General features: G+C 47.1%; 21 protein-coding genes. 8 read left to right on the top strand and 13 right to left on the bottom strand.

What is annotated here, in order from left to right:
- Positions 1-394: 394 nt before the first annotated feature.
- From dnm_RS26725 to dnm_RS26690, 8 genes are all read right to left on the bottom strand, one after another.
- Complete coding sequence (locus dnm_RS26725; RefSeq protein WP_207679937.1) at positions 395-2,209, bottom strand: extracellular solute-binding protein; 1,815 nt, start codon at positions 2,207-2,209, stop codon at positions 395-397.
- A gap of 53 nt (positions 2,210-2,262) precedes the next feature.
- Complete coding sequence (locus tag dnm_RS26720) at positions 2,263-3,306, bottom strand: ABC transporter permease (protein ID WP_207679936.1); 1,044 nt, start codon at positions 3,304-3,306, stop codon at positions 2,263-2,265.
- 280 nt (positions 3,307-3,586) lie between these two features.
- A complete protein-coding gene (locus dnm_RS26715) occupies positions 3,587-4,474 on the bottom strand; it encodes a hypothetical protein (protein ID WP_207679935.1) in 888 nt (295 codons plus the stop codon).
- Positions 4,462-5,259: a membrane protein insertion efficiency factor YidD gene (yidD, locus tag dnm_RS26710; protein ID WP_207679934.1), complete on the bottom strand. Its 798-nt coding sequence runs from the start codon at positions 5,257-5,259 to the stop codon at positions 4,462-4,464. The genes dnm_RS26715 and yidD overlap by 13 nt, the downstream gene beginning before the upstream one ends.
- A gap of 47 nt (positions 5,260-5,306) precedes the next feature.
- Positions 5,307-5,606, bottom strand: a complete 300-nt coding sequence (locus dnm_RS26705) for a hypothetical protein (protein ID WP_207679933.1) — start codon at positions 5,604-5,606, stop codon at positions 5,307-5,309.
- A gap of 263 nt (positions 5,607-5,869) precedes the next feature.
- Positions 5,870-6,664: a LolA family protein gene (locus dnm_RS26700; RefSeq protein WP_207679932.1), complete on the bottom strand. Its 795-nt coding sequence runs from the start codon at positions 6,662-6,664 to the stop codon at positions 5,870-5,872.
- A 217-nt stretch (positions 6,665-6,881) separates the two neighbouring features.
- Positions 6,882-7,793, bottom strand: coding sequence for a nucleotidyltransferase domain-containing protein (locus dnm_RS26695; RefSeq protein WP_207679931.1), 912 nt, complete (start codon positions 7,791-7,793; stop codon positions 6,882-6,884).
- Positions 7,794-8,051: 258 nt separating this feature from the next.
- Positions 8,052-8,468, bottom strand: coding sequence for a secondary thiamine-phosphate synthase enzyme YjbQ (locus dnm_RS26690; RefSeq protein ID WP_207679930.1), 417 nt, complete (start codon positions 8,466-8,468; stop codon positions 8,052-8,054).
- Positions 8,469-8,782: 314 nt separating this feature from the next.
- Between dnm_RS26690 and dnm_RS26685 the strand changes: the two genes are divergently transcribed.
- The 5 genes from dnm_RS26685 to dnm_RS31415 all read left to right on the top strand — a co-directional run bounded on the left by dnm_RS26685 (position 8,783) and on the right by dnm_RS31415 (position 13,133).
- Positions 8,783-10,270, top strand: coding sequence for an MFS transporter (locus tag dnm_RS26685; protein WP_207679929.1), 1,488 nt, complete (start codon positions 8,783-8,785; stop codon positions 10,268-10,270).
- A gap of 1 nt (position 10,271) precedes the next feature.
- Positions 10,272-11,906 (top strand): HAD-IA family hydrolase, encoded by a 1,635-nt coding sequence (locus dnm_RS26680; protein WP_207679928.1) that lies wholly within the window; start codon positions 10,272-10,274, stop codon positions 11,904-11,906.
- Positions 11,907-12,212: 306 nt separating this feature from the next.
- The gene (locus dnm_RS26675; protein ID WP_207679927.1) at positions 12,213-12,662 is read left to right on the top strand and encodes a HEPN domain-containing protein; all 450 of its coding nucleotides are present in this window, start codon (positions 12,213-12,215) and stop codon (positions 12,660-12,662) included.
- Positions 12,641-12,901, top strand: a complete 261-nt coding sequence (locus dnm_RS26670; protein WP_207679926.1) for a BolA family protein — start codon at positions 12,641-12,643, stop codon at positions 12,899-12,901. The genes dnm_RS26675 and dnm_RS26670 overlap by 22 nt, the downstream gene beginning before the upstream one ends.
- A 109-nt stretch (positions 12,902-13,010) precedes the next feature.
- The gene (locus dnm_RS31415; RefSeq protein WP_276571831.1) at positions 13,011-13,133 is read left to right on the top strand and encodes a hypothetical protein; all 123 of its coding nucleotides are present in this window, start codon (positions 13,011-13,013) and stop codon (positions 13,131-13,133) included.
- 381 nt (positions 13,134-13,514) lie between these two features.
- Here the strand turns inward: dnm_RS31415 and pspC are convergent, their stop codons facing one another.
- The 5 genes from pspC to dnm_RS26645 form a co-directional block, all read right to left on the bottom strand.
- Positions 13,515-13,898 carry an envelope stress response membrane protein PspC gene (gene pspC / locus dnm_RS26665; protein ID WP_207679925.1) on the bottom strand — a complete coding sequence of 128 codons (384 nt, stop codon included), beginning with the start codon at positions 13,896-13,898 and terminating at the stop codon, positions 13,515-13,517.
- The gene (locus dnm_RS26660; protein ID WP_207679924.1) at positions 13,895-14,143 is read right to left on the bottom strand and encodes a phage-shock protein; all 249 of its coding nucleotides are present in this window, start codon (positions 14,141-14,143) and stop codon (positions 13,895-13,897) included. The genes pspC and dnm_RS26660 overlap by 4 nt, the downstream gene beginning before the upstream one ends.
- A 64-nt stretch (positions 14,144-14,207) precedes the next feature.
- The gene (gene pspA / locus dnm_RS26655) at positions 14,208-14,873 is read right to left on the bottom strand and encodes a phage shock protein PspA (RefSeq protein WP_207679923.1); all 666 of its coding nucleotides are present in this window, start codon (positions 14,871-14,873) and stop codon (positions 14,208-14,210) included.
- 489 nt (positions 14,874-15,362) lie between these two features.
- Positions 15,363-19,874 carry an Ig-like domain-containing protein gene (locus tag dnm_RS26650; RefSeq protein ID WP_207679922.1) on the bottom strand — a complete coding sequence of 1,504 codons (4,512 nt, stop codon included), beginning with the start codon at positions 19,872-19,874 and terminating at the stop codon, positions 15,363-15,365.
- A gap of 564 nt (positions 19,875-20,438) precedes the next feature.
- A complete protein-coding gene (locus dnm_RS26645; protein ID WP_207679586.1) occupies positions 20,439-21,986 on the bottom strand; it encodes an ISKra4 family transposase in 1,548 nt (515 codons plus the stop codon).
- Positions 21,987-22,959: 973 nt separating this feature from the next.
- Between dnm_RS26645 and dnm_RS26640 the strand changes: the two genes are divergently transcribed.
- From dnm_RS26640 to dnm_RS26630, 3 genes are all read left to right on the top strand, one after another.
- On the top strand, positions 22,960-23,403 hold the full coding sequence (locus tag dnm_RS26640) for a DUF29 domain-containing protein (protein ID WP_207679921.1): 444 nt from the start codon (positions 22,960-22,962) through the stop codon (positions 23,401-23,403).
- A gap of 589 nt (positions 23,404-23,992) precedes the next feature.
- The gene (locus dnm_RS26635; protein ID WP_207679920.1) at positions 23,993-25,123 is read left to right on the top strand and encodes a class II glutamine amidotransferase domain-containing protein; all 1,131 of its coding nucleotides are present in this window, start codon (positions 23,993-23,995) and stop codon (positions 25,121-25,123) included.
- Positions 25,087-26,721: a glutamate synthase-related protein gene (locus dnm_RS26630; RefSeq protein ID WP_207679919.1), complete on the top strand. Its 1,635-nt coding sequence runs from the start codon at positions 25,087-25,089 to the stop codon at positions 26,719-26,721. The genes dnm_RS26635 and dnm_RS26630 overlap by 37 nt, the downstream gene beginning before the upstream one ends.
- Positions 26,722-26,729 lie beyond the last annotated feature (8 nt).

Here is a 26,729-nt window from a genome sequence, read left to right as displayed (position 1 = left end):
AAAAATCGCTCGTTGAGCCTGTCGAAACGGGCAATCCCCCCTTCGACAAGCTCAGGGGGCGGGTACGAAGTACGAGTACGGACAGAAAAACCGCTCGTTGAGCCTGTCGAAACGGGCAATCCCCCCTTCGACAAGCTCAGGGGGCGGGTACGAAGTACGAGTACGGACAGAAAAACCGCTCGTTGAGCCTGTCGAAACGGGCAATCCCCCCTTCGACAAGCTCAGGGGGCGGGTACGAAGTACGAGTACGGACAGAAAAACCGCTCGTTGAGCCTGTCGAAACGGGCAATCCCCCCTTCGACAAGCTCAGGGTACGAGGGCGGATAGCCTCATTGTTTTTTACTGATCTGTCTGCTGTTGCTATCCGCACCGACATTGATGCCGGGGCTTTTTTTCATTCCGGAAGTTTCATTTTATAAGTCTTATCAATGATCGTTACACGCGAAAATGTCTTTCCGGCTTTCATCGCCTGCTTTGTTTCCTCATGCACGTTCTTGTCATACCAGAACAATCCGCCCGTAGTACTTCCGAAAGGATCAAAAAGACTGCTGGAATGTTTCGTTCCCGGAGGATTTGGCAGTTTCCACCATCGCCAGTAAGCCTGTCGCACATAAGGAACCATGAACGTGGGAACAAAGCTGCCAATTTCATGCGCTTTCTCCTGAATTTTAAGAGAAAGTCTTACGCGCTCGTGTTCATTCAAAGAATTACGATATGCGTCAATCAGCTTGTCCATTTCAGGATCATCCGTATTGGTGATATTGTTGGTCTGGGGCTTGTGTGCATTCACAGAATGGAAATGTTCCCAGTATTGGGGACGCAAAGACGTACTCCACCCCATCCATGCCACATCATGTTTTTTTTCTATGACCTTTTTATACGCAGCCGAGGAATCCAGCTTCTGGAGTCTTAACTCAACTCCCGCTTTTTTTGCCTCTTCCTTCAAAACAACAAGTCTGGGCGCATGTTCGTCAATGCTGTAACTCACCTCCACGGAAAACCTCATGTTGTCTTTTTCCCAGATACCGTCGCCCCCTCGCTTCCATGCAGATGCCTTCATGTAATCATTCACTTTGTCCAGATCAAATCGCCTGGCTCGGATGGCGTTATTAGAATAACGCCCATAGCCCATGAAACCATGTTCAAGCCTGAAATAATCATTACGAAGCACCTTCTCGATCACCCGTTGTATATTCATGGCATGGGCAAACGCATACCGGACATTCTGATCTTTGAAAATTTTCCGATCCTGGTTGAGCCACATGCCCGTTGCAGATTGCCGGGTATTATTAAAAAACCATATTTTGTGAACATAGCCATTTTCAACCACCGGTATCTTTGTTTTTTCATGCCAGTAGCTCGGAAAATTAATGGCAAACACATCTTCTTTGGCTTTTTTAAAATACTCCCACATCATATTAATATCTCTGACCACATTAAAAATGACTTTATCCACATTAAACCGGTTTTTGAAATAACGGAGATCTGTTGCCCACCAATCCTTTTTTCTTTTAAACCTGACGTACTTGCCTTTTTTGAAATCGGAAATCTGATAAGGACCTGTGTTCGGAACAATTTTCCAGTTGTATTTTCTGACAAAATTCTTATTCAGTTTACCGTAAAAATGACGGGGCACGGGACTGAGACCCAGCTTCAAATGGAGGTCCGGCACAGCCCTTGCGCTGACAACCGCCAGTGTATGATCATCATACACAATCACTTTTTCGATTTCTTTGGTGTAATAATCATTGTACCATGGCGCGATAATATGTTTTGAACGCATGAACTCCAGCGTATAAGCAAAATCATCCGCGGTTACGGCTTTACCGTCAGACCAGCGGGCATCTTTGTTTAATTTGAAGTACATGGTTTTCTTATCTTTATCAAAAGCCCAATGAGTGGCAAGCTCCGGAATAATATTCTCTGTATTCGGGTGAATCCCGATCAGATCCAGTTGATTATCGAGTATCGCACTTCTGAAACTGTTATTTGAATCTGGCCCCACCACACGAAACGTCATTGGAAAGGTCATTATTGAAGAATGCAATGTGCCGCCCTTTTTTGCCTCCGGCGAAGCAAAGACCGGATCAGAATCATTTGTCAGCCATTCAATATCCTTTGGAAGCTCCGGAGCGGCAAACGCCACAGACTGCAAAAAGAAAACAGACACAATCACGGTCCTGATCATTACTCTCAGAAATTTATTCATAACTCTCCTTTCGTAAATTGGAAACTTTATTGCCCGATTTCAATTTTCAATTTTCATTCATAGGTTGTATGGAGTTTCGGATCAAACGCTTCTCTTACGGCTTCTCCGATAAACGTGACTGTGAGCAATGTAAGCACCATTGCGGTGACCACGGATCCGACAATCCACCATGCGCTCATATTTGCCCAGCCCTGTTGCAGAAGTTCTCCCCAGCTCGGTGTGGGCGGCGGGAGTCCGAATCCGAGATAATCAAGGGATGTCAGTGCGACAATTCCTCCTGAAACCGAAAACGGGGCAAAAGTGACGATAATGGCAACAGTGTTGGGGATTATATGTTTAAAGATAATCCGCCAGTCGGACGCGCCCAGGGCTTTGGCCGCGATCACATATTCTCTTTCTTTTTCTTTATACGTCACTGTTCGCATGGTCCAGGTCATCCCGATCCATCCGAAAAAGGCCATGATCACGATCAGCATAAAAAAATTTGGCACGACAATGGAAGAGATGATAATAATGACATAGAGAAACGGAATATTCGACCATATCTCGATAATTCTCTGAAAAAAGAGATCAAATCTGCCGCCCCAGAATCCCATTGCGCTGCCAATGCTCACGCCTGCGGTATAATTCACCAGTAACAGGGCAAGGGAGAAAAAAATTGCAATCCTGAATCCGTAAACCAGCCGGGCCACAATATCCCTGCCCACGGTATCGGTTCCCAAGTAATGTCTGTCTTTCAGAGATGGCGGAAAGGGCGGATATTCATTCTCTCTCAGATCATTTTCATACGCGTCATAAGGCACAACAGGCATCAGTATCCAGTTGCCTTTTCCCTGGGCTTCAAATTGTTTGCCCAGCTGACGGTAGTTCGTCTCATAATCATAATCCAGACCGAACACAGTTCCGGGAATCATATCGCCATAAGTCGGAAAATAATATTCGCCTTCATAATGTACAATCAGGGCACGTTTGTTGATCATGGTTTCGGCAAAAAGGGAGACACATATCATCACAATAAATATGAGAAAGGAATAGTATCCCCGCCTGATGGATTTGAAGCGTCTGATTTTTTTCAGTGTGAGCGGATTGAATTTCATAACCGGGCTGTTTGCCAAGCATTTCCGGAGTGCCAAACTTACAGTTTGGCATTTCTTCTGCTCTGGCTCTTATTTCTTATAGCATCTAATTTTTATCAACATTTTCGTCGGATACAGCGCATCAGACCTGCGAGGTTTCCAAAACCTCGCAGGTTTTCAAATAAAGGATGTATAAGGGATTTTGGCGTATAATGCAATATCTAAATTTTCAGACCGGGGGCAGCACTTCGGGTCAGCACCCAAAAGTATTGCCAAACTGCAAGTTCGGCACTCTGGATTGTCAGAATTCAAAATTAAGCATTATGATGGGGATTTGGCGAAGATCAGGGGAGAATCCGGAACGTCCGTCTATGTCTGTGAGACATTGGTTCAGGCGGTTCCGGTTGTATCGGTGAGCAGCGTCAATACCACCATATATGCTGCCGGTGTACCAGGTGAGTTCAAAAAAAGTGATCGCAGTGAATGCGCCCCACTGTTCATTCCGTGCGGTGTCTGTCATGCCGTAAATGAACAGACCGTTAAGAATCAGAGAGCGCAGGGCATTGGCGTATTCACCGGAATAAGCGTATCCGAGACCCGGAATCAGCCCCAGTATTCCGCCAAGACGCGGGGATTTGTCTCGTCCTTTTTTGTAACGCTCCAGGGCGGCAATTCCTGATGAGTTGTCATAAGACGACGCCAGCAGGGATTCTTTTGCCCCGGGAATATCTCCTTGTGAAACCATAATTCGTGCCAGCCGTCTTGATGCAAAGGCTTTGACATCCTCATCCCCATGACTTCCGATAATACTTTGCAGATAAAATCCGGCCTCTTCCGGATTGTCATCGCCAAGAGTAGCCTCTGCTCTTATGAGCAGGGACGGTATGGTCAGTTTCTGAGAATCATCTTCCGCATGGTCCAGCATTTTTGCGGTGAGTTCGTATTCCTTCATACGCAGATATTCATAAGCTGCGGCCCAGTAGTATCCCGCTCGGCGTTCCGCATCCTCTTCCATCAGGGCAAGGCGCCGGTATTCAATGGCTGCTGCCTCATGATTCCCTTCAGTTGCGATGTCCAAAGCCAACTGGCGTGTCATCTCAGTTGAATCACAAAAACTGATATTAGCTGTCACGAGGAGACTTGCAACCAGAACTGAAATCATCAGCACTTTTTTTCTTATTTCATCCAATCATCATGCTCCTTGAGGGGATCTCTGTACCGCCACCGCCCGTTGATACGGACAGGGGATTTTTTCTCGGCCACCACGTCAGGTTCGCGCACAAGCCTGTCCCCGATAAATCCGAGCCCGAGGATGCCGTGTTTTCGCAAAGCCTGCCTGGCATATTCCGAACATGTGGGATTCAGTGAACATCGCTGACCAATTGCCGGGCTGATCTGGCTGCGGTAAAAAGAGATGAGCCACTGTCCGGGTTTTCCTGTCCATGACCCGCTTTCTCCGCGCGGAGAGATTGCGCATTCCGCTCTGATCTCACGGGACCAGAGGGGAGAACAGCTTTTCAGTTGCATTTGTAAACCAGAGGAGTCCTCTGCGAGTTCAGAATGCTGTTTCAACAAAAGGGAAAGGGAACAGCCCGCTCTCAGAAACAAATTTCCGGATCGGGAATTTTCAAAGGCTTTTTTTAAATGTAAAAATGCCTTTTCCGGTTCTCCTGATTTCCAAAGCGCCCGGCCCAGTTCATAATGTGCGATAACAGCCGTTTCCGGAGAGGTGTCCGGTGATTCACAAAGCAGGCGGAGCGATTTTGTGCTGTCCTTGCCCGAACGAAGTTCTGAAACTGCTCTGAGAAGTACGGCTTTTTCGTGTCCGGGACAGGCTAACAGAACACGGCTGCATTCTGTTCTGCATGCGCGCCAGTTTCTCTCTTCAAAAAGATCAGTTGCCAGATCAAGCTGCCCGGCAGGTGAAAGCGCGGGAAACAAAACAATAAAAAACAGAAAAAGGGTTTCAGGCATAATACCTGAAACCCTGTCAATGACTTTAGGGCAAAATTGAAGCAAAATTAATACCAATTGGCTCCGTTTTTCTCTGCCCACTGATGAGCCGTCATTCCTTTGGCGCAGTCAATACCGTTCCATACTGCAATTATGAGACCTGCATACGGAATAAGAACGGACCATTCACGCCAGTGCAACTGTGATCCTGCGTTCCACTCTGTTCCAGTTCTGAGTCCCAGACAGCATCCGACAAAGAATGCCCCCAGGCCACCTGGTTCACGGCCGCTGACCTTGGCCTCTGACGCCAGTGGGCAAAGTGTGACAAGCAATGCCACAATACAACACACTGCAACTAATTTTTTCATCTTTTTTCTCCTCCTTTTTAAATAAGTTGATAAAAGATTTTATAATCTTTTCTACTCCTTTTACCTTAACCTCATCTTTTTTTCAGTGCCTATACCATGTGTTCCGAACTTAATCAAGCACTATTTTTTTATTTGGGGGCAAGGGGCAAGGGGCAAGGGGCGAGAGGGCAAGGGGCGAGAGGCTAGGGGCAATGGGGTTAAAGTGTCAAATGTTAAACATTGGATATTAGCCTCTTGCCTCTCGCCTCTCGCCCCTCGCCCCCTTAATCATACATTTTTTCAAAATCACCTACAAATTCAACATCCTTAAAGAAGATACCTGCCTTGAACATTCTGTCGGCCACGGGTTTGTTTACTTCCAGATTGTTGATACGTCTTGTTTCAGTCATCTCCTCACCGTCCGGCAGGGAAATGACGGCTTTATGAAGACATGGAATCCAGCAATGTTCATTTGCTTTTTGAAACGCGCTGTAATTATAATGAGCTATTGATTTTTTCATTTCTGATGAATCAAAAAACTCAATTTTTATCAGACGCTCTGAATTATCACAATACAGAACCACATAAGCTTTTTCAGCCTGATAGGCTTTTCTGATGGGATATTCATCTGTTGCGGGAAGGGATATTTCAGGAAGCCCTCTGAGCTTAAGAAGGTTTTCCATGGGCGTTCCCGGAATATTATTGATCGCTGACATCCATACCTCAGTCAGTTCTGATATGGACCGGGAAAAGCCTCTTGGGGCGTCCGTTTCATAATACCAGAGGGTTTTGCTGTCCGCGATAATTCTCCTTTTTCTGGGGGTGACATTATCCACATGAACATAATAACCTTTTTTATAATACACCCGACTGAGCATTCTCATGGTTCTTCCGCCGCCCTTAGTAGTTTTACGAATCTCGCAAGTAATCGTATCAATATTTTGATAGGCATCACAAAGCTTCTGCACAAAGCTCAGTTCTTCCGCCCAGCCGATATTTGCAGTGAGCAGCAGGGCCAACACAAAACCAATTGTCAGAACAGCACAGCCCGTTTCTTTCAGTTGTCGGACATATCTCATAGTATATACAACGATCTCCTTTCAATTATCAATTATCAATTATCAATTATCAATTATCAATTATCAATTATCAGTTATCAATTATCAGTTATCAATTATCAGTTATCAATTATCAGTTATCAATTATCAGTTATCAGTTATCAATTATCAGTTATCAGTTATCAGTTATCAGTTATCAGTTATCAGTTATCAGTTATCAGTTATCAGTTATCAATTATCAATTATACAGTCCTCTTACTTTATTGAGAATTTCACCAATATCTTTTAACGCTTTTATAGCTTCATCTTGTTTTACCACACATGCGTTCAGGCTGCCATAATGATGTTCCAGACAGTTCAGCAGGAGGTCTTTTAATTTCTCTTCGTCAGGTTTATAGCGAAGTTTGCTTTCTGTGTACAGCGTTTCCAGGTCTCTTTCCTTTGAGGCAAAATAGTTTTCCACATCTTCCTGAGTCCATTCCCCCCGACGAATGGCTTTTAGTTGTTCTCTGTTTCTTTCCAGGTCCAGATCATGCTCGGTCAGTATTTGCTCCACTTCATTTAATAAACGCACCACATGATAGGCAAATTTTACATCAAAACCATATTTGGCAATTGTATCTTTTCTTTTTCCTATGGGATTTTTGGTTCTCATTTTATGAATCTGAGAAAACGCATAGCCTTTGAATTTATGCCATGACCCCTTATGCAGAAAAGAATATCTGTTTTCCCTGACGAGTTCACCCACCTGCGTTGAGAACAAAACGCATCGCCTGGGCACAAATAAGCTGTCAATCATATTCGGATTGTTTTCCATACATAATCGGAAATACTTAATAATGGAGTACATTGTCAAATCATATTCGCGACCCCGGCCTCCGCGGGCAGACGGATCATATATATGATGCCGTTGAAACTGGTCAAATGATGGCCCGGGTTTGCCAAACCCCCGAATTTCACCTCTTAAATGCGGAAAGATATAATCTTTTGGGGGAATACAAAATCCATAGATATCCATATCAGATGTGTCATCAGAAACGCCGTAGGCAAAAGACCCCATCGTCACTTCATATTGGATACTCGTTTCTAGGAATCTCGGATGAGGCCCTAACAGTTCTTTTTTTTGCAAGCTTTGAAAAATACTGCCCATCTTAGTTTATTCCTTATTTTTGCCTTTTAGCTGCTCAGTTCAAATTTGCCAATCCGAACCAAGCAAAACAGGGAACTTATTTTGTCAATTCTTTGACGGTGATCTGGAAAACATTTCGGACGGGGTTGCAAACCCCGTCCGGCAAACGTCCGGAAACGTCCGGCAAAAGAAACTGTTTACATAATCCTTTTTAGCTACTTGTGTCAACAGGAAGATCATCGGTTTTTACCTCTGTCCATGACGATCAATCTCCTGATTTTATTCCCCGATGATTTTCACCAACACCCGTTTTTTCCTTCGGCCGTCAAATTCCCCGTAAAATATCTGTTCCCATGTTCCGAAATCCAGTTTGCCTTGGGTAACAGCCACAACCACTTCCCGTCCCATAACCTGCCGTTTCATATGAGCATCAGCATTGTCCTCCCCCACATTGTGGCGATATCCTGAAACCGGCTCATGGGGAGCCAGTTTTTCAAGCCAGACATCATAGTCGTGATGAAGACCGGATTCATCATCATTGATAAAGACTGAGGCTGTAATGTGCATGGCATTCACAAGAATAAGCCCTTCTTTAATTCCGCTCTCTGCAAGACAGGTCTCAACCTGGGGGGTAATGTTGATGAAAGCACGCCGGGTAGGTACTTCAAACCATAATTCTTTTCGATAGGTTTTCATGTTTTATCCATCCTCTTTAAAAAGTCAGAATCGGTGGGACAGAAACCCACCTTGCTGAATATTTATCTGATATGATCAAAATTTTAACATCTTTAGACGGTAATGGCAACACTGCAATCAATTTTTCCGACATTTTGCCACGGCTTCGAAAATAATAAGACTGCTTGCCATTTACAAGAACATCCCTATAATTATTTTTGGGTTGCATTCTTGCATAAAGCGTGGGAACGATATCGCTGAGGTTTCTTATCAGAGAAAACAGCTCTGTCTCTGACAACTAAATACAATCTTAATAATTTTTTACATGGGTGTTTATGAAACAACAATTTGAAATCACTGAAAACAAATGGCTGATTTTTTCTCTTGTGGCTGTCGGGGTGTTCATGTCAACTCTCGATGGAAGTATTGTAAACATTGCGCTTCCTTCTATCATGCATGATCTCGTTATCCCTCTTGCGACCATTGAGTGGATACCGATGATCTATCTGCTTACAGTGTCATCTCTTCTCCTGAGCTTCGGGCGTCTGAGCGATATCAGAGGACGCCGATGGGTTTACAGCCGGGGACTTATTGTCTTTTCACTGGGTTCTCTTTTTTGCGGGATGGCCCGAAACGCCATATGGCTGATTGCGGCGCGGTCTTTTCAAGGGGTCGGGGCAGCCATGATCATGGCCTGCACCCCCGCGCTCGTCATTGAAAGCTTTCCTGTTTCAGAACGGGGCAAGGCTATGGGGATGGTGGGCGCTGTGGTGGCCTCGGGATTAACCGTGGGACCGGCACTGGGCGGCATGATCATTCATTTTTTCTCCTGGCAGTTTATTTTCTACATCAACATTCCCATTGGTATTGCGACGGCCCTGGTTGTGACCAGAATTCTGAAAGGGGGAAATGCGGATGTCTCCAGACATGAGTCTTTTGACTGGGGCGGTGCGGTTTTGCTGACACTTTCCCTGGCATCTTTTCTTGTTGCCATCACACACGGATACAGCTGGGGATACATATCTCTGCCCATTATTTCTTTGTTAGGTATTTCTGTCGTGTCTGTGATATGGCTCATCCGGATTGAGACCCGCATTCTCCATCCCATACTGAAACCCTCTCTTTTAGAAATTCGCCTTTTCACGCTTCCGATTATTGCCGCAGTGTTTCTTTTTGCAAGTCTTTTTGTAATGACTTTCCTGATGCCCTTTTATCTGATGCATCCCTGCGGCTTTTCCGTAAGTCAGGCAGGATATATTATGGTTACACCCTTTGCTTTTCTTTTTGTTGTTTCCCCGGTTTCAGGAATTATCTCAGACCGAATCGGAACACGCATGCTTTGCACTTTGGGCATGGGCATTCTTGCGCTTGCTTTTTTTTCTCTGGCGCAGCTTTCCCCTTCTTTTACAGCCTTTCCCATTGTGTGGCGTCTTGCCCTTGTCGGCGTCGGAACAGCTATCTTTATTTCTCCCAACAGTGCGATTGCCATGAGCGCGGTCCCGGCAGCTTATAAAGGCGTTGCAGCAGGAACCGTGGCAACCGCACGCAACTTGGGAATGGCGATGGGCGTGGCTCTGGCAGGAACCATATTTAACAGCACTTTTTATACGTTAAGCGGAGGACTCAGCTTAAAAGTCTATCGCCCGGAATTGGAACCGATTTTCATGGAAGCGTTCCGTTACGCCATGGCCGCGGGAGGAATCGTGGCAATCACCGGCATGATTGTGGCCTTTTTGCGCGGACCCGAAAGAATCGAGAAAGTGGGAAGTGAAAAAGTGAGAAGCGAAGAAGTGAGAAGTGAGAAGCGAGAAATAAGGAATTAAAATGAAAAATAAATTGTTTTATATAAAAGCGGTATTGTTCGATTTTGACGGGACCTTGACAAAACCGGGTGCTTTGGATTTTCCCACGATAAAAAAGACACTCGGTTGTCCTGCTGAGTTGCCGCTTCTGGAATTTATAGAAAATATGACGGATCCGAAACAACAGGAGGAGGCCTGGTGTGAATTGGAACGTTTTGAACTTGAGGCAGCTGCCAGATCCGAGCCAAATCCGCAAGCTGAGGAAATGATTGCCTACCTTCATTCAAAGGGTCTTAAGATCGGAATTGTAAGCCGGAATAAGCTCGGGGCGATAAAACGGGCGCTGCGGAATTTCAGGACCATCAGCTTCTCTGATTTTGATGTGATTATCTCCCGGGATGATCCTGTGGCACCCAAGCCCAGCCCGAAGAGTGTTCTGATGGCCGCTGAAAAACTGGGCGTGGAAGCCAGCCAGTCGCTTATGGTAGGTGATTTCATATTTGATATTCAGGCGGGTCAGGATGCAGGAGCAATGACTGTTTTTCTGGACGATGAAACCAAAACCTGGAAACCGGAGACTCGGAGCGATTCAATAAAGGCAAGCGATTATACGATTTCGACTCTCGGAGAACTCAGGGATATTGTCCGGCTGGGAACACCGCTTCGTCCGGGCAAGTTCCCCAATGATCTTTTAAAAGGTGTTCTGGATCAGTTCGCGTTTAATGATCCTTCGGTGCTGATCAGTCCGGGGATTGGTGAGGATACCGCGGCCGTGGATGTGAACGGAGAAGAGGTGCTTATCCTCAAGTCCGACCCCATCACTTTTGCCACGGACTCCATCGGACATTATGCGGTTTTGGTAAATGCCAATGACATCGCCACATCAGGGGCCGTGCCCAGGTGGTTTCTGACCACGCTTCTTTTTCCCTGCGGAACCACCCCTTCTGATATTTTCCAAGTCATGCACGACTTGAAAAATGTGTGCCGGAAATGGGGAATTACGTTGTGCGGCGGTCATACTGAAATTACCGACGCGGTCACAAGACCCGTAATTACAGGAATGCTGGCCGGAACCGTTGCAAAACGCGACCTGATTGACAAGCGAAACATACGACCCGGAGACAGGGTGCTGCTGACCAAAGCAGTGTCTGTGGAGGGAACAAGTATCATTGCCAGAGAATTTGGAAACATATTAAAAGCACAGGGAATGACCGAGGCTGAAATCAGAGAATGCAGAGAATTTCTTTCTCATATCAGCGTGCTGAAAGAAGCGAAAATCGCGGGACAGTCTCGCGGAACCAGTGCCATGCACGATGTCACCGAAGGCGGCGTGGCAACTGCCATTGAAGAGCTGAGTATCGCCGGGGACCATAAAATCAGGATTGACATGGACAAAATTCCTGTTTTTCCGCACACGGAAAAGGTTTGCCAATTTTTGGGTATTAATCCCCTGGGACTTATCGGATCCGGCAGTCTTCTCATTTCTTGCAGAGGAAATTCCTGCGAAACACTCATCAGCCGAATTCAGCAGGCTGGCATAAACATCTCCGTGATCGGCGAAGTGCTGGAACAGGGACAGGGCATCGAAGCCATAAGCCACGGAAATCCGGCAGAATGGCCCCGATTTGAAGTGGATGAAATTACACGATTATTCTGATATAAATTATGCTTCGCTTTCAATTGCCGAACAACAGAAGAATCCTGAATATAAAATTGATAACAATCTGAATTAATTCTGTAAAAATATTGACAGGAAAGCTTCGGCATGTGTATGATGTTCTCCGGAGTCTGAAACAGATCGCTCAGATGGTTGCGTAATTCCGCAGCCGGACAGGGGACAGATGTTCGTCTGTATATATTTCAGGCGGAATTTGAGAGACTCGGAAGAAATAAAATCTCCCATCTCGCCCGGCTCGGACTGGGATAAAGGCAACGATCAAAACAGGCGGTGAGGTGACAAAATATGAGATTCAGACCCGAACATTATCTTGAAGCCGCTTATGAGCGGATAGACGCTGCAAGAAAACTTCATAATGAGCGGCACTATCCGGAGGCGATTTATTTTGCGGGAGTCGCTGTGGAATGTCTGCTGCTTGCATACAGGACAAGAGAAAATTCCGATTTTGAGAGCCGGCATGATCTCAGAAAGCTTCTGAAAGAGAGCGGAATGACAGATTTTATCCGTCAGAAAGATATGATAAGGCTGCCTGCGCTTCTGGGAGAAGTGTGGTCGCGATGGAAAAACAATTACCGGTTTGCCTCTTATGGAAGACTGACTTCGGAATTCAGAAGGCTGAAACTTGACAGGGGAATCAGAGGTGATGCCCTGAAACTGAATTCCGAGATAGTCATCCGCAATGCAATCGAAATCATCAACTTGGGAGTAAGACGATGGAATTCAGAGAAGAATTAGAAAATATGGTGTCTCAGATAGGACTTGAAAATCCGGTGTTGGAGATTGACATGACACCGACAGGAAGATTTGGCGGATTTGTTATCTCCGAGACATTCTCAGGCATGTCACATATTGAGCGTCAGAATATGCTCTGGGACAGACTGGGTAAAATGCTGGATGAGGAGAAACGGCTGAAAATCGTAGGTCTGCTGACAATGACACCTGCCGAGGTGGAAGATGCAGATTCTTATGACTGATGCTTAAAGACAGAAGTGAATTCAGTGCGCTTAAGCGCATTTCGCTAGCAGCCGGGGAACTGATCCCTCGGCGACAGGACATTTATAAGTCTGAAAAAGGAAACAAAAAATGACAAAACCAGCCAGAACCGTAACTTTTTTAACCATTGTGATCCTGTGCCTGTGCGGAACCCTTCGACAAGCTCAGGGCACCGCTTTCGCAGGCGGGCTGTCCGAGACCGGGCAGACATAAATGCTACAACAACACCGCCGAAATCCCCTGCCCCGCACCCGGAGAGGATTTTTACGGACAGGATGCCCAGTACTCAACAAATCCCCGCTCATACACCAAGTCAGACGCAAGCGGAAACGCCCTGCCCGATTCCGCAACTTCGTGGGCAATGGTGCGGGACAATGTGACCGATAAAAGTGAAGGTTACCTATGAAATATGAAATTCAGACTCGAACATTATTGTGAAGCCGTTCAAAAATGGAAATAGCAATATTTGTTATCTCCTTATATTTATTAAGCCTGACTTTTCCTTTTAAATCATACATTCCGCTGTTTATTCTGAGCCTTTCTGGTATTCTGACAGTTTTTTAAACCCGGTTTCCCACTTTCAATTCTCAATTTTCAATTCTCAATTCTCCGATCCCAGTCAAACTCCCGGCTTGTAACCGTATCTTCTATTCGCCGAATGCGACGCTCCAGGTTGTCATATCTTCGTCTTACCCGATTCACAGCCCCTCTTCTCGAATGCGTATAGCTATCATAAAATTCCTGTTCATCCTCCGTAAGTATCGGAATCACCGGCTCAGGTTTCATCACCAAGGCAGCGATGAAATACAGTCCCGCTATGGGCCATAATCCCGAACAGAACAAAACAATAATTGTGATGGTCCGCACCCAGAAAACAGAAAAATCAAAATATTCGGCAATGCCCCTGCATACACCGAGAATGACACCGTCGCGGGAACGATACAACCCTCGGCCGGACCTATTTTCAAATCGTCTCATTCTTCACGCTCCTTTCTTTCCCGATCCAGAAGGATGGTTTCAAGGGTGTCCAGGCGTCTTTCCATTTTTGAAAGTCCTTGATATATGTCCTGAATCATTCTGGTTTCCTCAGAGAGAATTTCCCGCTCTTCACGGGATAACCCTCCTCTGAGGATTCTGATGACAATAAAAATTGTACCGGCAACAGCAGACAACGCCAGAACCAGACTCCCAAAAATGACAGCGCCAATCAGAAGTGTTCTCATAATAAACTCCTCTTATGAAAAACCGGAAACCGGCAGATTTTCCAGTTTCCAGTTTCCAGTTTCTCTATTCCTTTTTTTCAAGAGGAGATTTCAAAGCTTGCAGTTCCTTTTCAATCTCATCATCAAGGCCAAGTTTGTCAAATTCTTCTTCCAGCGTGGATTTTCTGCCGAAATTTACCAGATCCGCTTCAGCTTCCATTCGTTCAATACGATTTTCAAGTTCATCAAACTTAGCCAGCGTCTGAGATGTGTCTATACGGCGGATTTCTTCCTGGACACGTTTTTTCCTTCTGGCGCGGATATGACGCTGTACGAGCATGCGCTGCTTTTCCCGGGCTGTTTTAAGCTTATCCTCAAGCTGTCGAATATCATCCTGATACTGTTCTGTCAAATCACCATGTTCTTTCACTTCTTTCTCAAGGGATTCTGCCCGTTCGGTATAATTACGTTTTTCCATGAGCGCTTCCCGGGCCAGATCATCCCGTCCTTTTTTGACCGCAAGTTTTGCCCTGTCGTTCCATTCCTGCTCACGAATTCGCACTTCTTCCAAATAGCGTTCAACTTTTTTTCTGGCAGCGATGACACCGGCACACGATGATTTGATTTCAACCAGTGTGTCTTCTATCTCACGGATCATCAGTTTGATCAGTTTTTCCGGGTCTTCCGCGTTATCCAGCATGGCGTTGATATTGGAATTGATAATTTCACGAAATCTTGTAAAAATTCCCATGATGTGACCTCCTTGAGTTGTTCATTATTTATTTATCGCTGATCAATAATCCGCCGGAGGGTTGCGACGCGCTTTCCCTGCCCGCGGATCCCCAGCCAATAAATTATACAGCATAAATCATGCCAACTCATATCTCCATGAAAAAAATAATAAATTTCAGTAGGTTAAAAATTTGATGGTTTAAAATGAACATAGTTTTTTTTACCAAAAATTCGTAATATTAACAAACAGATAGCTTTTTTTACCAAAAGCAACCTGTTTTCTGATTATGACGATTTGGGAGACTGTAGTGAATACATTTAGGGAACACGAAATAAATAATATACCCGATACAAAAAATGTAGGGTGGGTGAAGCGAAGCGCAACCCACCGCACTCCCCGACGTGCTTGTAAAAATAATCACCCGGTCAGAAACAGCCCGCCCGCGTCGTCAAGCATAACTGTCCCGGAGATGCGGCACTCATGGTATCTGTCACATCGCCGTTCTCATCATTTACCATCCGGACTCGTTATGTTTTCCGGCCGGGGCTGATCCCCGAGCGTTGTAAATCCCAGAGTGGCTGAATATTCTCCGAATGCCGCTGTGATTTCACCTGCCCCCGGGGTATCGCCTGCGAAAAAATCAATCCGGGCCGCGCCATTTTCATTTGTCAGGACAGTGCCGGAGGACGGAACAAAAAACCCCAGTTCCGGCGTTGTGGTGAATGTGATCACCTGATCAGGGATGGGGTTTCCGTCCGCATCGGTGAGAATGGCTTTTAATCGTCCCGGAGACTCGGCGCTGATGATATTGGTTTCTTTCCCTGTCACAGCATCTTTCAGGCGGAGAGATATATTCAGATCCTCCGACTGATTCCCGAGGCTGGTGAAATTCAGGGCCGAGGAATACTCACCAAACGTGGCCGTGGCTATTCCGGGTCCCGGTTCCGAACCTGCAAACAGGAGAACCGCTGCCGCGCCTTTGGTGTTCGTCAGCACCTCGCCCTTTTCAGGCTCTGTATATCCCAAACTTACGCTGAATGTGATAATCTCGTCGGAAAGCGGTCTTCCGGCCCCGTCAGTAAGCGTTGCCTCCAATCGTCCGGGAATTTGTGCGCTCACCGTATCTGTCACATATCCGGTTTTATTTTTTACCAATCGAAGTGTCAGGATTCTCTCCGGCGGCTCATCTCCCTTAGTATAAAAATCAACACTTGCGGAATATTCACCAAAAACAGCGGTCGCCACCCCCGGCCCGGGTTCTGTTCCGGTAAGCAGGTCAACAGTTGCCACGCCAATGCTGTTTGTCATGGCCTGACCCGCCTCAGGCTCAATCTTTCCCAGGGTTGTGCTGAACTGAATCACCGCGTCAGGAACAGGATAGCCGTCCTTATCCGTAAGTGTGGCCCTCAGACGCCCTGGCACAGCATTGCTGATGATCTCTGTGGAATACCCCGAACGAGTTGTCAGACGGATAATCAAATGATGCTCCGCCTGAATCACATCCGCATAAAAGATCAGGGACGCGGATTTCCCGCCATACATTGCCATGGCCTCCCCCACACCCGGATCTGAACCGGCTGAGAGGAAAACACTCGCCTGACCATGATTGTCTGTCAGCGCGCTATCCTCAGGCTCAATTTTTCCCCGTATCCCGTCAAAGGTAATTATTTTATTGGGAATCGGGGTCCCGTCCGCATAAGTGAGCGTTGCCGTCAGGGTTCCGGGAGCGTCCTCGCTGATTCGGTCTGTTTCTTTCCCTGCCGCGTCTGACAGCCGGAGAGAGATAATTATATCTTTGCCGTCCCCGGCCGTCCAAAAAGCCACCGGCGCGGCCGATGTTTCACCATATCTCACCGTGGCCTCGCCATTTCCCGGGAAAGCACCTGCCAGCAGCTTCACAAATGCCTGACCATTGGTGTCTGTCAGACCCGTGGCCGCGGCAGGCTCAATCATGCCCAAATCCGAGCCAAACGTAAGCATCTGATTGGCAATCGGCAATCCGTTTTCATCCATAAGGGTTGCGACCAGCCGACCCGGAGCATCCGCGCTGATTTGATCCGCAGGCTCTCCCGCGTTGTTTAACAACTGGAGAGAGAGACTGACATCAGGGATGACAAACGTGAGTGTCTCGGAATGTTCGCCTGATAAGGGATCATTGAAAATCACCCTGACCTCGCCCGCGCCTGATGCCGCGCCTGCTTCTATGGACAAAAACACAGTGGCCTTTCCCTCATTGTCTGTCACAGCCGTATCAGAGGGAGTCATTTTTCCGTGGGACGCATGAAACGTGACAGTCTGCTCAGGAATTGGCGTTCCGTCAGCATAAGTGAGGATCGCTGTCAGGGTTCCGGTGGTTCCGGCACGGAGCCTGTCTGTTTCCTGACCTTCAGCGTCTGACAATCGGAGAGAGAGACTTATCTCCCTGGGCTGATCTCCGGCCGTATAAAAACTCAGATGAGCTGAATCTTCTTCAAATGTCGCGGTGGCCACACCCTGCCCCGGTTCCGAACCTGCGAAGAGCTGAACCTTTGCGCTGCCCTGATCATCTGTTATGGCGACAGCATCCGCAGGCTGAATATTTCCCAGCGTCGCACTGAAATGAACAGGCTTGTCAGGAACAGGCTTTCCGTAAACATCTGTAAGCGTCGCATCCAGATACCCGGGAGTGTCGGCGCTGATTTCAGCGAGTTCTTCTCCGGCGTGATCCGCCAATTTCAGAGAAATCCTCAGTCCCATATCGCCCTCGGTTTCAAAGTCCGCGGTGGCCGAGTAATCTCCGAAAGTTGCCGTGATCACACCTGCCCCCGGTTCCGAACCGGCAAACAGCTCAACCTCGGCCTGACCGCTGCTGTCTGTCAGGGCCGTGCCCGCGGGAGGATCAATATCTCCCAATGTTGTGGTGAACGTGATCACCTTGTTGAACACGGGAACGCCGTTCATATCTTTCAGTGTAGCGATCACACGACCCGGGGAATCCGCACTGATTTTGTTTGTCGTATGCCCGTAAGAAGTCACCATCCGGAGTGCAAGGTGCATCTGGTTGCTTTCGATAGTAAATTTAAGAGCAGTCGGCGGATATTGTCCGAACGTGGCTGTGGCCTCGGCCGCGCCCGGTTCCGACCCCGCGAATAAATCCGCAGTGGCTCGGCCATATTGATCTGTCAGCGCGGTGGGAGCCTGAATATCTCCCAAAGTCGCATCAAAGGTGATCATCTCATCAGCCATGGAATATCCCTCAGCATCCCTCAGCGTCGCGACCAGACGACCGGGGGAATCGCTGCTGATTTTATCTGTTTCTCTTCCGTTAATGTCAGCCAGTCTCAGAGAAAGAACGATATCCGCGTGTTCAATGGCAAAGTTAAGCGATGTCTCCGAATATTCATCAAACATCGCCGTGATCTCGCCCGCACCCGGGTCCGCACCTGCCAGCAAGTCAACAACCGCCCGGCCATATCCGTCTGTCAGCGCAGTCGCCTGAATATCTCCCAGAGTGGTACTGAAGGCAATAATCTCATCAGCCATTGGCTCTCCTTTTTCATCTGTGAGGGTCGCGGTGACACGGCCGGGAGACTTGTCGCTGATTCTGTTGACTTCCCATCCTTCAGGGGAGGTCAGCCTGAGAGACAGGTTCACGTTTCCATCCCCTTTTGTCGTAAACCCCAGGCTGTCCGAATATTCACCAAATGCCGCTGAAACCTCGCCCGCGCCCGGTTCCAGACCGGCCAGCAGCGTCACCTTTGCCTGGCCGTTCTTATCTGTCAGGGCTGTGCCGTCATTGGGCTGAACATGTCCCAGTGTTGTGCTGAACCTAATCACCTCATTTACAATGGGGATTCCGTCCCCATAAGCAAGCGTTGCTGTGAGATATCCGGGCGCATCCGCACGAATCCGCCGGGGATGGCTTATCTCATTCCCCTCACCATCTGACAGCCGGAGAGAGAGAAAGATATCCAGATTCCCCACAGTTGTAAATCCGAGGGTGTCCGAATATTCATCAAACGCGACAGTGACCTCGCCCGCGCCCGGGTCCGAACCTGCGAACAGCTGAATCATTGCCCGGCCCGCTTTATCTGTCAAAGCTGTGCCTTCTCCGGGAAGAACATCTCCGGGCTGAGGATTGACAACCGTGGGCAGAATTCCTCCCAGCGTCGTATTAAACTGAATCACCTTATCAGGAATCGGCTCTCCGTTTACATAGTTAAGCATTGCCATCAGATATTCGGGTGAGGCCGCGCTGATGGTATTTGTGGTTTCCCGGGTTGTCCCATCTGTTTCCCAGGCTTCCTTTTTTATTAGGTAAACAGAGAGGGAAACCTCCTGAACGGTAAACTTTTGAATCACCGAATATTCATCATATGTGACCGTGGCAACCCCCTCGCCCGGTTCCGGGCCTGCAAGCAGATCAACCGCTGCCTGACCATTGGCATCTGTCAGTGCGGTGCCGGTCTGGGGATGAACCGTTCCCAGTGTTGTCGTAAAAGTGATCATCTGATCCGCCATGGGATTTTTTTCAGGCCCGTAAGTAAGGGTTGCCACCAGACGACCCGGAGAGGTGGTGCTGATTTTATCTGTGGCCGCGCGGGTTTCTTTGCTCTCTAACCGGATATCAATAGCAATATCCATATCGCCGTCAGTGGTAAAATCCAGGGCTGCCGAGTATTCTCCGAAACTTGCAGTGGCTTCTCCCTGTCCCGGGACAGCTCCCGCGAGCAGGTGAACCATTGCTTCTCCTTTGTCATCTGTCACAGCAGCGGCAATGGCAGGTTGAATATATCCTGCTGTGGTGCTGAACTGAATCACCTCACCGGAAACCGGAGTTCCGTCTGCTTTTTTAAGACTCGCCGTCAGCCGTCCCGGAGACTCGGCACTGATTTTACGAATATCTTCTCCTGCCTCGTTTACCAACCGGAGCGATATGTCCTTATCTTCCACAGAGACTTCTTCAAGACCGCCGGAACATCCGAAAATGATAAGAGTGCCAACCAGCAGGACAAACAGGTTTTTTAATAAATATCTCATTATGATTTTCTTTCTTAAAAAAGAGGTGTCAGGTGTTAGGTGTTAGGTGTCAGGTGTTGGGTGTCAGGTGTCAGGTGTCAGGTGTCAGGTGTTAGGTGTCAGGTGTCAGGTGTTAGGTGTTAAGTGTTTTGACCTCGTTCTTAAACTCCGGTTTGGGAACAAAAACGGTTTGGCGTTTTTGATCTGCTGGCATTAAAAAACAAAATATAAAGAAAGGAGGACTGAGTGTCAAATGAAAAAAAAACGAAATGTCGGGTTTCGTTCCTCAACCCGACCTACGCTCTACGCTTGCTGATTTTTTCATAAAAATTTAATTTTAAAATAGGAAGTTTATATTAAAAGCTATAGTTTTTCCCATATATTTTTCCATAGGTTTCCCATAATTGACTATGATGCAATCATCATTTATGCTGTGTCCGAATCTGACAGGAGACTCCGGAGTGCGAAAATTATTTTTCGCAAAAATTCCGGAGTGCGAAAATCATTTTTCGCAAAAATTCCGGAGTGCGAAAATTATTTTTCGCAAAAATTCCGGAGTGCGAAAATTATTTGGGTGCGGCTCTTTTAGGTCGACTTCCCTTCCACAAATTCCTTTGATGACAATTCGTCCAGAATGGCCGGGTCGGAATACTTTGAATAATGGTTTCTGTCAAATTCCTGAAGCTCATAAAATTTCCAATAATCATCAAAATCACCGCTTGATCTCAGTGATCGAAGCTTCAGCACCGCCTCCGCACCTTCCAGACTCCACCGGGCTCCGGTGATATCCATCCTGTCCCTGATCAGATGCCGGCAGGCGCCTTCGATCACACCTGTGGCAATCGGCAATCCCTCTCCGAGATACTCATTGTAACGCAGATACGGCGAATTTTTGAGAAGATAGTCGGCGCACACATCGACAGGTTTTCTCGAACTCCGTCTTATCTTCAGAAGGGTGGCGGACCTTCTCATCCCCCCGGCAACAAGACTGGCTCTGCCCCGCAATATTCCCAGAAGACGTTCTGAGACCCATTTTTCGGATGTCCTGCTTGCCTCATCATGAAAAACCCTCGCAGCTTTCCACAAATACTCGATGACGTGAATGATGTCCAGTATCACCACGGCGCTCACCGAAAATTTTTCGATCTGCCTGTTGACACTTTTCAACTGATGAGGATCCCCATCAACCAGACACACCCACTTTTTGCTGTTTGACGGGTCTCTTCTCAGAGCCTCCTCGAAAATCTCACGAATGACATCCTCCCGACTTTTCTCCAGACTTGCCCACACCCTCTTTGCCACGGGGCGGGGCCTTCCTTTTTTTTCCGATTCCGATTCCGGTGCGAATTCTCCTGCCACAGATTCGGGGGAGCGTACAAATCTCTCCATATGATAAACTGACGCGACAGTTGCCATGCGCTTACGATTTTTCTTTTCTCCCTTGGAGATTCTCTTATTCAGCTTTCTTCGGGCATTTTCAGCCTTTTTCCTTGTCTCCTCCCTCAGATCCTCCTTCCTGACAACTATTCCCTTGCCATCCGTTGTCAGAATCAGCAAAGGCAGTTTTTCCGCCTCCCCGGGCAGGAGGCTGCAAGTCTGCTCATAATACTCGTCAAAACACCGCACCGCCTTCCGGGACAGGTGTTCCGCCTGTCTTTTATGCATTCTCACTCCGGTCTGCCGTCTGATCGAATCTGTCGCTTCCGAAAAAGAACTTTTCGAGACTTCCAGGGCAAGTGCCTTTCTGATTCCGTAAGAATGGATGCCTTCGGGAAGATTCAGGACAGCATCCAGGGGAAACAGACTGCTCTTCCCGGGACGCGAATAACCTGTGCGTTTTATTCTCACCTTCCCGAACACTGTCATCACTGTCCTTTCCCGCAATATCTTATGAGTTCGTTCAATGCCATCGGAACCGGTCACGGATTTCCATACGTCATCTCCGCAAGCCCGGATTCTCAGATGATCTTCCATGAGTCTTCGCATCAGTTCGCGGCCTTCGCCGGACAAAAGATTTTCCAAATCACTGTGAGTCATAGAATGACTTTCAGGCAACTCCAGATGGCCGATGAGTTCCAGATATTTCTCTGTCGAGGCGGCGAAGGCAACTTCTGTTGTTGACAAGGACGACAATTATGATTTTCTTTCCTGTTTGCCATTTATCAGCATTTCCCTCATATGACTGTCCACTTTTCATACATAGCAAATAATACATAAAAAATCAAGGATAAAAATTTGTATCATTTATATATGATTGAATTTTCCACTCGACCTAAAAGAGCCGCACCCAAATTATTTTTCGCAAAAATTCCGGAGTGCGAAAATCATTTTTCGCAAAAATTCCGGAGTGCGAAAATTATTTTTCGCAAAAATTCCGGAGTGCGAAAATTATTTTTCGCAGTTGTGTAGGCAGGGTTGTCCTACAATCTACATGGATTATTGATAAGCAGGTATTTCAGATCAGAGGTGCAAAAAATCCTTGCTTATCACCAATCCGTGTAGATGAGATCCGGAAAATGTCGGGTTTCGTTGTTCAGCCCGACCTACGCTCGCTTTTTTGAGGGAGGTTTGAAGAGTCCCGTAGGGACGGCATATTTGTAGCAATGGCATGCCCCCGTGTTTCCGAGTCCCGTAGGGACGATATATTTGTGGCAATGGATAATATATGAGTTGTGCAGGTTGGGTTGAGGAACGAAACCCAACACCGACGAACATCGCTCATCTTTGATGACTGACGAAAATGTTGGGTTTCGTTCCTCAACCCAACCTGTATGAACTTATTTTTCTTTTGGTTTTTGTCAATAATTAAGTAAGGTGTCCCCGGAATTCATCGGTATATCATAGGGATGCAAAAAATCCGCTCCGTTCCTCCGCTCCATTTTTGCACTCCTTTCCGGTATATCATGGGGATGCAAAAAATCCGTTCCGATCCATTTTTGCACTCCTTTCCGGTATATTATGTTTCTCAGCCTGGCTCACATGAACTTTCACAGAGCGCATCGCAAAATGATCTTCAGAAAGTTTTTTGCTTGCAGACCACGTTTTTCCTTGTTATAATCACATTGATTTTTTAGAAAAATTGAAGACAACAGAAAGGAGGCGTCTTTTGGAAGCGTCAGAACTTTATGAAAAAGATTTTTATATCTGGACTCAGAAGAACGCCAGGCTGATACGGGAGGGAAAATTCTCTGAAACAGATATGGAAAATATTGCAGAGGAAATAGAAGCCATGGGAAGACGGGACAAAAGGGAACTGGTAAGCAGACTCGCAGTGTTGCTGACACACCTGCTGAAATGGCAATATGAGGCTGATTTCAGAAGCAAGAGCTGGAAATCGACAATCGTGACGCAGCGATCAGAAATTGACAGTCTTTTACAGGACAGCCCGAGTCTGAGACATAAACTGAATGAAAGAATTGACAGTGCTTATTCCCGGGCAAAAAACGCCGCTGCTGCCGAAACAGGGCTTTCTGTGAGAACCTTTCCTGAAACATGCCCGTATTCTCAGGAAGAAATTTTGGATACGGATTTTCTGCCAAAAGAAATATGAAGGGTGAATGGACTCGGACCAGATCAACCCAATAAAGATTATAAAAATGCGTCATATCAGCTCTTCCCGCCGAAATCCAATCTACATGGATGAGTGATAAGCAGGGATTTGAGGTCAGTCTGAGCCGGAGATCGTTAAAATCCTTGCTTATCGCTAATCCGTGTAGATAAAAGATGGCTCCGGCCTTGTAACGTCTCTTCTTGCCGTTCCCAATATCACACCGAGCAACATAAAATCCGCTTGCTTTCTGTGGGCTAACCTTGAAAATTCATTGAATTTAAAAGAAAAACGCTCTGAAAAAGCCTATTCTCAGCCATCTGCCCCCCCCATTTTTGTATATAAACTGAAACTGTTTCGGACGGAGTTTGCAACTCCGTCCGGCGAAACTCTCCGGGGAAAAATCCGGGTTTCTTTTTTATCCCTCACAGATTTTTGGCATGATATATTTTGCTAACATATTGTCATCATTTTGACAATTGGGCTGAAGCAGGTTTGTTCTATTTTATTTAAAAAAATCTTGAAAATATTTAATATAAAATTTATAATTAAAATTTTGGTTTTTAATTTTTAAGCACTAGGAGAAATAACAATGTGTCGTTTATTTGCAATAACCAGCAAAGATCCCCTGTCTCCGATGGTCGCCATAGAAGCATTGGATGTGATGCGGGAAGGCCATGACGGTTCCGGGGTGGGACTGTTTTTGCGGGACCTCGGGGGGCCTTTTGATGATATGAAAGACGCTCCTATCCTTTCGGGAATTTTCACCGAAAAAGGCATCCGCAGGCTGGACGGGTTTATGATGGAAATCGGGTTTATGACAAAATATAAATTGTCCATTAAAATTCCCAAAACACCGCCGCCAGGCGTGCCCAAACGGGATATCTATCTGATCCGGGCTTATGAATACCCTGAAGAATGGGAGGACCTGACAAGTGATGAAAAATACAGCAGATTGATGAACATGCGTCTTGAGCTTCGGAAAATGGGTGAAGAAAAAAAGGATATGATCGTGTTTTCTTTCTGGCCTGATGTGATCATGATCAAGGAAATCGGTGATCCGCTGAGTGTTGCCCGTCATCTGGGACTGGATCGGAAAGACCTCATGGCGCGGGTGGTCATGGCCCAGGGCAGGCAGAACACAAATTACGCCATCAACCTCTATGCGTGCCATCCCTTCTTCCTTGAGGGATTTTCCACCATGACCAACGGAGAAAATACAGCGTTTATTCCCATAAAGGAATATTTAATCTCAAGAGACTTTCACGGATATACCGGATATCAGTCCGACTCGGAAATTTTCACACATATTCTGCATTATACCCTTACGAAACTGGGACTTGATATTCAGACATATAAACATATCATCACACCGCTTCAGGATAAAAGCATTGAAGCGCATCCCAATGGAAATTTTTTAAAACATCTGAAACACTCATGCAGACGACTGATCATTGACGGGCCCAACTGTGTGATCGGAAGCCTTCCTGACCACAGCCTCTTTATGGTTCAGGATCGGAAAAAGCTCCGCCCCGGCGTGGTCGGGGGCAGGCCCGGCATGTTTGCCTTTTCTTCTGAAGTATGTGGTCTTGATGCGGTGATACCGGATCGTGACAAAAGCAAAGATTTTCAACCCATGCATCTGGATACAGCCATTGTAGGTCCGGATCGTCAGGAGGTTTCCATATGTCGTCAGACAGAGCCATTACCCCTTCTACGTTAAGCGTAAAGGATCTGCCCTGGCAGATTCTCTGGAATAAGGACAAATGCACCCTTTGCGGGAGCTGCACAGCCGTATGTCCTGTAAATGCCATTGAACTGGGGGTATTTCGTAAAAGAACCATTCACGCGTCTGTGGATATTGAAAAAACATCATCGGCTGATTACAAAATATATTACGGCATTCGCCAGAAAACAGATCCGGCTTATGCGTGCGTGGGATGCGCTGTGTGCAACATGGTCTGTCCCAATGACGCGATTATGCCGTACCGGAGCGATGAGGCAGATAAGCTGAAATTCCATTTTGACCGGGGCGGACAGCCCCGGCGGCGGGGAGGCCGGCGCAATGTTCCCGGAGGCATTCTGGATCAGATTAAGTTCATCAGGATATCCATGCTGACCGACCCTGCTTTGGACGCGGGACGCCATGAATTTGAACTCCGCACTCTTTTAGGAAGGGTTTTGCCGCCTGAAGAGAATTTGAAACATCTCAGGCAAAACGGCTGGATACCCCCGGTCAGAGAAATTTATCCGCTGATTATCGGATCAATGTCATTCGGAGCCTTGTCCCCGACCATGTGGGAAGGGCTTCAGATGGGTGTCACCTATCTGAATGAAGAATTGGGAATGCCGGTCCGTATCTGCACGGGCGAAGGCGGATGCCCCCCCAGACTGCTCCGGTCCAGATTTCTGAAATATGTCATTCTTCAGATTGCCAGCGGTTATTTTGGCTGGGATGAGATTATCCACGCCATACCGGAAATGAAGGAAGACCCCTGCGCGATTGAAATCAAATACGGACAGGGCGCAAAACCCGGGGACGGGGGCCTGCTCATGTGGTACAAGGTGAACAAACTGATTGCCGCGATTCGCGGGGTTCCCGCGGGGGTGAGTCTTCCCAGTCCGCCCACGCATCAGACACAATATTCCATTGAAGAGTCTGTTGCCAAGATGATTCAGTCCATGTACATGGCGTGGGGATTCAGAGTTCCTGTATATCCTAAAATTTCAGCAACTTCCACATCGCTTGCCGTGTTAAACAATCTCACCCGGAATCCATATGCCTCGGGACTTGCCATTGACGGGGAGGACGGCGGAACCGGCGCGGCCTATAATGTATCCATGAACCACATGGGATATCCCATTGCAAGCAATGTCCGGGACTGTTATCTGAATCTTGTGAAGACAGGAAATCAGAATGAAATTCCGTTGTTTGCCGGTGGCGGTGTGGGAAAAAGCGGAAACCTGGCTGCAAACGCGGCCGCGCTGATCATGCTGGGCGCGAGCGGTGTCCAGATTGGAAAGTACATTATGCAGGCTGCGGCAGGATGTCTGGGATCGGAAACGGACAGATGTAACATCTGCAACATCGGGCGCTGTCCCAAAGGAATTACCTCCCAGGATCCCCGTCTTTACCGGCGTCTGGACCCGGAAGATGTGGCGCAGCGTGTCGTGGATGTGTTTCTGAGTTTTGACACGGAATTAAAAAAGATCGTCGCACCTCTGGGAAGATCAACAGCTCTGCCCATTGGCATGTCAGACGCTCTGGGAATAAGTGACTATAACGCGGCTGAACGGCTGAGTATTAAATATGTGGTATAATTCAGTGA

It is taken from the genome of Desulfonema magnum, from assembly GCF_017377395.1.
Taxonomy (GTDB): Bacteria; Desulfobacterota; Desulfobacteria; order Desulfobacterales; family 4be13; genus Desulfonema_C; species Desulfonema_C magnum.
This window is presented reverse-complemented; position numbering and strand designations above follow the sequence as displayed.